The 7,376-nt window shown below is 43.8% G+C and carries 8 protein-coding genes and 1 riboswitch; of the genes, 2 read left to right on the top strand and 6 right to left on the bottom strand.

From position 1 onward, the window contains the following. The 3 genes from CVN76_RS25480 to CVN76_RS25470 form a co-directional block, all read right to left on the bottom strand. On the bottom strand, positions 1-345 hold a 345-nt coding region (locus CVN76_RS25480), incomplete at its 3' end, for an aminopeptidase (RefSeq protein WP_269800078.1). Continuing rightward, positions 302-772 (bottom strand): thioredoxin-dependent thiol peroxidase, encoded by a 471-nt coding sequence (bcp, locus tag CVN76_RS25475; protein WP_061143849.1) that lies wholly within the window; start codon positions 770-772, stop codon positions 302-304. The genes CVN76_RS25480 and bcp, both read right to left, overlap by 44 nt. A gap of 62 nt (positions 773-834) precedes the next feature. Then, positions 835-1,254 carry a potassium channel family protein gene (locus CVN76_RS25470; RefSeq protein WP_057915680.1) on the bottom strand — a complete coding sequence of 140 codons (420 nt, stop codon included), beginning with the start codon at positions 1,252-1,254 and terminating at the stop codon, positions 835-837. Positions 1,255-1,452: 198 nt separating this feature from the next. Continuing rightward, positions 1,453-1,645, top strand: a riboswitch (cobalamin riboswitch). A gap of 153 nt (positions 1,646-1,798) precedes the next feature. Here CVN76_RS25470 and metE point away from each other — a divergent pair. Then, positions 1,799-4,105, top strand: coding sequence for a 5-methyltetrahydropteroyltriglutamate--homocysteine S-methyltransferase (gene metE, locus CVN76_RS25465; protein WP_198512647.1), 2,307 nt, complete (start codon positions 1,799-1,801; stop codon positions 4,103-4,105). Beyond that, positions 4,102-4,590, top strand: coding sequence for an acyl-CoA thioesterase (locus CVN76_RS25460; protein WP_100533539.1), 489 nt, complete (start codon positions 4,102-4,104; stop codon positions 4,588-4,590). The genes metE and CVN76_RS25460 overlap by 4 nt, the downstream gene beginning before the upstream one ends. Positions 4,591-4,634: 44 nt before the next feature. On the opposite strand, the gene CVN76_RS25455 is transcribed toward CVN76_RS25460, so the two are convergent. Genes CVN76_RS25455 through CVN76_RS25445 form a run of 3 tightly spaced genes read right to left on the bottom strand, consistent with a single transcriptional unit; the run spans position 4,635 to position 7,274 of the window. Then, complete coding sequence (locus CVN76_RS25455) at positions 4,635-5,420, bottom strand: ABC transporter permease (RefSeq protein WP_100533538.1); 786 nt, start codon at positions 5,418-5,420, stop codon at positions 4,635-4,637. A gap of 4 nt (positions 5,421-5,424) precedes the next feature. After that, on the bottom strand, positions 5,425-6,216 hold the full coding sequence (locus CVN76_RS25450) for an ABC transporter permease (protein WP_100533537.1): 792 nt from the start codon (positions 6,214-6,216) through the stop codon (positions 5,425-5,427). 50 nt (positions 6,217-6,266) lie between these two features. After that, positions 6,267-7,274, bottom strand: coding sequence for an ABC transporter ATP-binding protein (locus CVN76_RS25445; protein ID WP_100533536.1), 1,008 nt, complete (start codon positions 7,272-7,274; stop codon positions 6,267-6,269). Between the last annotated feature and the right edge of the window lie 102 nt (positions 7,275-7,376).

The following is a 7,376-nucleotide window of genomic DNA, read 5'->3' as shown; positions in this document are numbered from 1 at the left end:
TTCCATTGTACTTTCATCACCGGTCATGATGATGAGCGCATCAATATCAGTATATTTTTTCATGGCCCATTGTGCTGAGGTGGCAAGCTGTTCTTTTACATTCCCTCGTAACAGGTGACGATTTATTTCATCGTCCTCCAGTTCTACATATGGAAAGGCCCCGACTCTGTAAGCTTCAACGATCAGCTCTTTAATCAGTGGCTTCGTGCGGATATGGCCCCTTATCAGGATTCTCTCTTTTGGCTTCAATCGTATTGAATGATGAATCAACTTGGCGGCGAGCTCCCTATGTCGCTCACCCTTATTTTTGGAGTTCACGAAGAGTTTCAAGAGCGTCTTCAACATGGCCTTTTACTTTTACTTTGCGCCATTCTTTGACGATCATGCCTTCCTTGTCAATCAGGAAGGTGGAACGCTCAATGCCCATATATTCCTTGCCAAAGTTCTTTTTCAATTGCCACACATCGAATGCTTCGGCAGCTTGATGACTTTCATCAGCCAGTAAAAGGAAAGGCAATCCATGTTTTTCAATGAACTTTTCATGACGCGCGGCTGGGTCCGGGCTGATGCCAATGATGACAGCATCCAATTCCTCAAAGTGTTCATTGTGATCCCGAAAATCACATGCCTCCGTCGTGCAACCCGGGGTCATATCTTTAGGGTAAAAATATAAAACAACGTATTTGCCCTTGAACTGCGAAAGGGAAACCATTTCACCGTTGTTAGCAGGTAAATGAAAATCAGGTGCTTTTTCTCCAATTTTAACAGTCATATTGAACCCTCCATTTTCTTCATTATGGTAAGGGTACCCAATAATCGAAAGAAACACAACTTTCATTTATCCTTCCTATCCTTCTGGTCCAGGTCGATCACCGTCCGAATCACGAATGCCGCCGGAAGCGTGTATCCGATGAATGCCTGTATTGTCGCTATCATCCGGCCCATGCCTATAGGTGCTATATCGCCATATCCTACAGAAAACATCGTCATCGCACTGAAATAAAAAGAAGTTTTCAGTTGTTCATAAAAAGTGCCATCCAATCGATTGCCCATATCAAGAATCACTGAGTGATTCTGAAGCTCGTATAATAAATAAATCAGTGCAAAACCAACCAATATCGTCGCATATAAATTGCCGAGCCAAAGCATATCTTCAAGAGAGAACTTTTTCCCCCCCGACTCGACAAGAAATAACGTCCGAATGCTCATCACCATGCAAAAAATGATTCCGGCAATCAAGATGTAGAAAGTCATCCCCCACGCCCCATTTCAAAACGCCCACTTCCTTATACATACTCCCTGTCCAATCAATATATTCTATTTTGAAAAGACTTCAGCCTTGTCATAGGGCTTGTTTACGAAACTTTTGCTTGTTGACCCTTTTGGTCGGATATGTTAAGATTGTCTAAATTTTTATAATAGTTTCTATTTTATAAATTTTTAACTTATCGAATTTCATATGTGGAAACAGGTTCCTAATGTTCATTAGGATTAAAAGGGAAGTCCGGTGTAATCCCGGCACGGTCCCGCCACTGTAATGGGAATGTTAGCGCCACCCGATATGCCACTGATCCTAAGGATTGGGAAGGCTTGCCGCTAATGATATGCCCTAAGTCAGGAGACCTGCCTGTTTCAACAACACTGTTTTAACCTACGGGAGATAGGGAGGTGTTAGGAACCTTTCATGTAAGTGGCAATTCGCTTGACACTTTATTTTAAGCATTTCTAACTTTCTCTTTTTGACTGTTAGGGGTGCTTTTTTTGTTGGATATCAATCAAATTCAAAGAATGTAGGAGGATGGAAATTTTGAAAAGTAGTAATCTGGGATACCCGCGCATCGGGGAAGATCGTGAATGGAAACGCACATTAGAAGCTTACTGGTCAGGAAAAATCGAAGAAACGGAATTCACATCGCAACTGGAAGCGATCCGGTTGGGCAACCTGCGAAAGCAAAAAGAGCAAGGCGTTGATATCATTCCTGTCAATGACTTTACTTTGTATGACCAAATGCTCGATACTTCCGTGATGTTCGGTCTTGTTCCCGAACGTTATTCCTCTTATGAAGGAGGCAGTGTCCCGCTATCCGTTTATTATTCAATGGCCCGCGGTAACAAGGACGAAGTCGCATCCGAGATGACGAAATGGTTCAATACGAATTATCACTATATTGTCCCGGAATTAAAACGCTCCCAGCTGACTTTAACAGAAAATAAGCCGCTTGCTGCATATCGGGAAGCCAAGGAGAAGCTGGGGATTGAAACGAAGCCGGTGCTTATCGGACCGTATACCTTCATCTCCCTTTCCAAAGGCTTCAATAAAGAAGATATCCCTGGCATCATCCTGAGCCTGCTCCCCCTCTATACACAAATATTGCAGGAGTTGGAGCAAGAAGGTGTGCAGTGGGTTCAGTTAGATGAGCCTTCCCTTGTTTCATCGATATCCAAAGATGATATGGAAACTGTTACATACCTCTATGAAAAACTGAATGAAGCGGCACCTCACCTGAACATCATGCTCCAAACATACTTTGATGCCGTGGAACACTATGAAGCGGTCACTCAATTGAAAGTTCAGGGAATCGGGCTCGATTTTGTTCATGATAAACAAAGAAATGTCCGCAATCTTGAAACGTTCGGCTTCCCGGCAGACAAAGTGCTTGGTGCAGGCGTGATTGACGGAAAAAACATTTGGCTTTCCGATTTATCGAGCAAGCTTCAATTAATCGAGACGATCAAGAACAAAGTGGCAGAAGATAAAATCTGGCTCCAACCCTCTTGTTCCCTGCTTCATGTTCCAGTGACCGTTCGCAATGAAAACGCGCTTGCTAAAGAAGTGAAGGAGGCACTTGCCTTCGCGGATGAGAAGCTAGAAGAAATCACTACCCTTGTCAAAGGCAGCAATCTAGGTTTGGAGGCAATCGTAAAGAAAGTGGATGCGAATAAATTGGCGATCCAAACGTTAGCCAGTTCCCAGGCCCGGAATCATAAAGCAGTACAAGCCGATGTAGAAAAGGTTAAATCCAAGACCTCGGGACGTCAGCTGCCATTTAAAGAGCGTTACCAAAAACAACGTGAATTTTTCAAGTTGCCTTTTCTTCCTTCTACAACGATCGGCAGCTTCCCTCAGACATTTGAAGTGAAACAAGCACGCAGTAAATTCAAAAGAGGAGATTGGACTGCTGCCCAATATGAAACATTCATAAATGATGAGATTGCCAGGTGGATCGAAATTCAAGAAGAAATCGGCCTGGATGTTCTCGTTCACGGAGAATTTGAACGGACGGATATGGTTGAATATTTCGGCCATAAGCTGGGGGGATTCGTCTTTCTGGAAAAAGGATGGGTTCAATCCTACGGTTCTCGTTGCGTCAAGCCCCCCGTCATTTACGGCGACGTTCATTTCATCGAGCCGATGACTGTCAGGGAAAGCGTCCATGCTCAATCACTGACAAAGAAAACGGTAAAGGGAATGCTCACAGGTCCTGTAACGATTTTGAACTGGTCATTTGTCCGTGATGATATTTCAAGGGAGAATGTTTGCTATCAGCTTGCCCTTGCCTTGGATAAAGAGGTACTTGCCTTGGAAGCGGCAGGAATCAAAATGATCCAAGTGGATGAGCCTGCACTTAGAGAAGGACTTCCATTGAAGAAAAGCGACCGGGAAGAGTATTTGAACTGGGCGGTGAATTCGTTCCTGATTTCCACATCGAGCGTGGAAGATACAACGCAAATCCATACGCATATGTGCTATTGTGACTTCAACAGTTTCATGGATGTCATCTCTTCCCTAGATGCCGATGTCATTTCCATCGAAACATCCCGCAGCCACGGGGAGCTTGCCTCCGCATTCGAGGAAAAGACATACGAAAAAGGAATTGGCCTAGGGGTATATGATATTCATAGTCCTCGAGTCCCGGCTGTGAAGGAAATGGTCGACATGATTGAACGAGGCATCAAGGTATTGGATAAAGACCAGTTTTGGATCAATCCTGACTGCGGCCTGAAAACTAGGGGCGTTCCTGAAACGGTTTCTTCCCTTAAAAATATGGTCGAGGCAGCCAAAATCGTCCGGGAAAATCTATTGGCCCAAACAACCGGCAAATGATCGAAAACGACGTAGAGATAGCACCAGGCCATCCCACACAGCAGTCAAGGACCTTTTTAACTGACCTTGTTTTCCCGCCTGACACAAATCATCACAATACCATTTTTGGCGGGAAGGTAATGGCATATGTCGATAAAATAGCCTGCATTTCGGCTATGCGCCATTGTCGAAAGCCAGTCGTGACAGCATCAAGCGACTCTTTTGATTTTTTGGCACCCATCAAGACAGGAGACGCGATTAACCTTGAGGCTTATGTCACATGTGCCCACCGCACTTCCATGGAGGTATTCGTGAAGGTGGAACGAGAAAACTTATTAACAGGTGAAAAGCAGCTTACGGCACGCGCCTTTTTAACGATGCTTGCCATTGATGAAGATGGTAAGCCGACCGAAGTTCCAATGGTAATACCGGAAACGGAAATGGAAAAACAGCAATATGCCGAAGCCCAGGCAAGATATATAGAAAGAAAGAATAAGCGTAAATAAACAAAAAGAAATCCCTTCAACCTGATGGCTGAAGGGATTTCTTTTTAGTTTCCTGCCCCGCGGTACCGCTTCACTCCCTGATTCCAAATGACGACGGATATCATGAAAAAGATAACCCCAATTACAGGTGTGGCGAATGCATACGCATACCACTCCTCTTTCCTAAGGAAATAGGATGCCGGATAAACACCGACAAACGCGAATGGCAGCACCCATGTAAGGACAAAGCGAATGATCTTATTATAAATATCGACAGGATAGCGTCCATAATTCCCGATATTATACATCATGGGCATGATGGAGGTTTTTGCGTCCGACCAGAACCCGATGCTTGCTATCGCAACGAAAATGGCTGCATAAGCAAGCGCCCCTCCAATGGCAAAGATGATGAAAAGAATCGGATCATACCAGGCAAGCTCCAGATTCAGTGATGCCCCAGAGTAAAATATTATGATCAAACCAGTCACAACACCAAATAATGATTCAAGCTCGATTCTTTCCAAAATGACTTGAAACAGGCTATGTATCGGCCTTGTTAATATCCGGTCCATCTCACCCTTGACGATATAGCGATCATTGAAATCCCAAATATTGAAAAACGCTGAAAAAAGGGCGAATGGAATAAGGAAGAACCCATAGATGAATATGATTTCTTCGCGGCTCCAGCCGCTTAAAAACTGAGTATGGCCAAAAACGACCAAGATGAAAACCAAATTCACGACCTGATTCAGCAGGTCAGATAAGATTTCCATGAAGAAATCCGCCCGATACTGCAATCTTGTTTTCATATATTGACTCACATATTGAAAAAACATCGATACATAAAACATCCGATCAACCCCCTTGAATAATCAGCTGTTTTTTTGCGACTATCCATAAAAGCTGAATCGGTATTATGAGAATGATGCACCAAATGAACTGCTGTAAAAGCGCCATGCCAATTTCCCCTGAACTGTACCCGTTCGTGAAGATCATGCTTGGTACATAGCTGATCCCTTGAAACGGCAAGTATTTCATCACTTCCTGCGCCCATATCGGATAGAAACTGATGGGCAGCAATAGGCCGGAAAACAAATCGATGATGACCCGTTTAGCCCGGATCAATCCCGCGTTATTATAAAGGAAAAAGGTGGTGATCCCCGTCAATAAATTAATTTGGGTATTGATGATGAAGCTGAACAGCAAGGAAATTCCGAATATCGCCCATGTTGCAGGTTCGTTCGGCAGTTCAATCGGAAAAACCAAGGCTACCAGCAGCATGCCCGGGATCGAGAAGAAGAAGAAACGGAATATCCCTTCCCCAAGCCCCTGCATCGTCTTCATCCCTAAATAATTATAGGGTCTGATCATCTCGATGGCGACCTTCCCATCCTTGATTTCAGTGGCAATTTCGCGGTCAATGTTATTGAAATAAAAGGCCCTAGCCATCCAAGCAACCGCCACATAAGTTGTCATCTGCATACTTGAAAGACCTTCGATGGAGCTTTTTTCTCCATATATTGCATTCCATAAGAAATAATAAGCCCCGATATTAATGCTATAAATCAAAATGCCGGTATAATAATCCGTTCGATACGCAAGCATCATCAAAAAACGCATGCGAATCATTGCTAGATATTTTCCCAAGGCACTCTCCCCCTCCTTGATAGACACGTTGTTTCTTAATGATAAGAGAGTCAGACAGTGCCTTCTTCATAAATATTACGCACAATCTCTTCAATGGACGTCTCGTGAATTTTGATATCCTTTATTTTAAAATGAGATACGACAGCCGAGACAAGCTGGGAAATATGGTCACCTTCTTCTTTCAGCAAGGCGATGTATGTTTGGTTTTTCTCATCATAAACCCAGTTTGCGTTAAATGGGAGCGGCAAGGATTGCAATTCCTGAAGGGAAACTCCCTCAATGAATTGAAAATGAATCTGTTTTTCCTCAGCCCAGTTATCCTTCAGACTCTGCAATTCCCCATCATAAATGATCCTGCCTTCATCAAGCATGATCACGCGCTCGCAAAGCGCCTCAATATCGCCTAAGTCATGGGTGGTCAAAAGAATGGTCGTATTATATTTTTCATTGATTTCTTTCAGGAATTCGCGAATCTTCAGTTTCACGAGTACATCAAGCCCAATGGTCGGTTCATCCAGGAACAGCAATGGAGGATTGTGAATCAATGCTGCCGCAAGCTCGCAGCGCATTCGCTGACCTAGTGAGAGCTTCCGCACAGGTTTGTCGAGCAAAGGACCGATATCAAGCGTCTTGATGACATGCTCCATATGATCGTTATATTGTTCATCCGTTACCTTATAAACCTTTTTTAACAGCCTGAAGGATTCTTGAACGGCAATATCCCACCAAAGCTGTGAGCGCTGCCCAAATACGACTCCGATCGTCTGGGTGAACTTTTCCCTTTCCCTATGGGGGTTCATGCCATTGACCGAGATTTGGCCTGACGTCGGCTCCAAAATGCCCGTGAGCATTTTGATCGTGGTCGATTTCCCAGCGCCATTTTCACCGATATAAGCTACCATTTCACCCTTTTTTACAGTAAAATTGATATCATTGACAGCAGGGACGATCTTATAATTTCTTGTAAGTAAATCCCGGAAGGCGCCTTTTAAACCTGAACGGCTTGATGCCGACTTAAATTCCTTCCGCAACTGTTTCACTTGTATTGCATCACTCATCCTGTTACATCCTCCGTAATCTCTTGTCCTAATGCATTAGTTTATCCAACCTCAGCTTTTTAGACAATAAAAATGCCTGATGTTCCGCCCCCCCTTTTTTCA

The organism is Bacillus sp. mrc49 (assembly GCF_002803435.1).
Note: the sequence above shows the minus strand (reverse complement) of the source record. Positions and strands in the feature narration are given on the sequence as shown.

What these genes read in the sequence shown, in the direction of transcription:
- CVN76_RS25470 (WP_057915680.1), bottom strand. Translation starts at nt 1,254, where the DNA reads ATGACTTTCTACATCTTGATTGCCGGAATCATTTTTTGCATGGTGATG.
- metE (WP_198512647.1), top strand. Translation starts at nt 1,799, where the DNA reads ATGGAAATTTTGAAAAGTAGTAATCTGGGATACCCGCGCATCGGGGAA.
- CVN76_RS25445 (WP_100533536.1), bottom strand. Translation starts at nt 7,274, where the DNA reads ATGAGTGATGCAATACAAGTGAAACAGTTGCGGAAGGAATTTAAGTCG.
- CVN76_RS25455 (WP_100533538.1), bottom strand. Translation starts at nt 5,420, where the DNA reads ATGTTTTATGTATCGATGTTTTTTCAATATGTGAGTCAATATATGAAA.
- CVN76_RS25460 (WP_100533539.1), top strand. Translation starts at nt 4,102, where the DNA reads ATGATCGAAAACGACGTAGAGATAGCACCAGGCCATCCCACACAGCAG.
- bcp (WP_061143849.1), bottom strand. Translation starts at nt 772, where the DNA reads ATGACTGTTAAAATTGGAGAAAAAGCACCTGATTTTCATTTACCTGCT.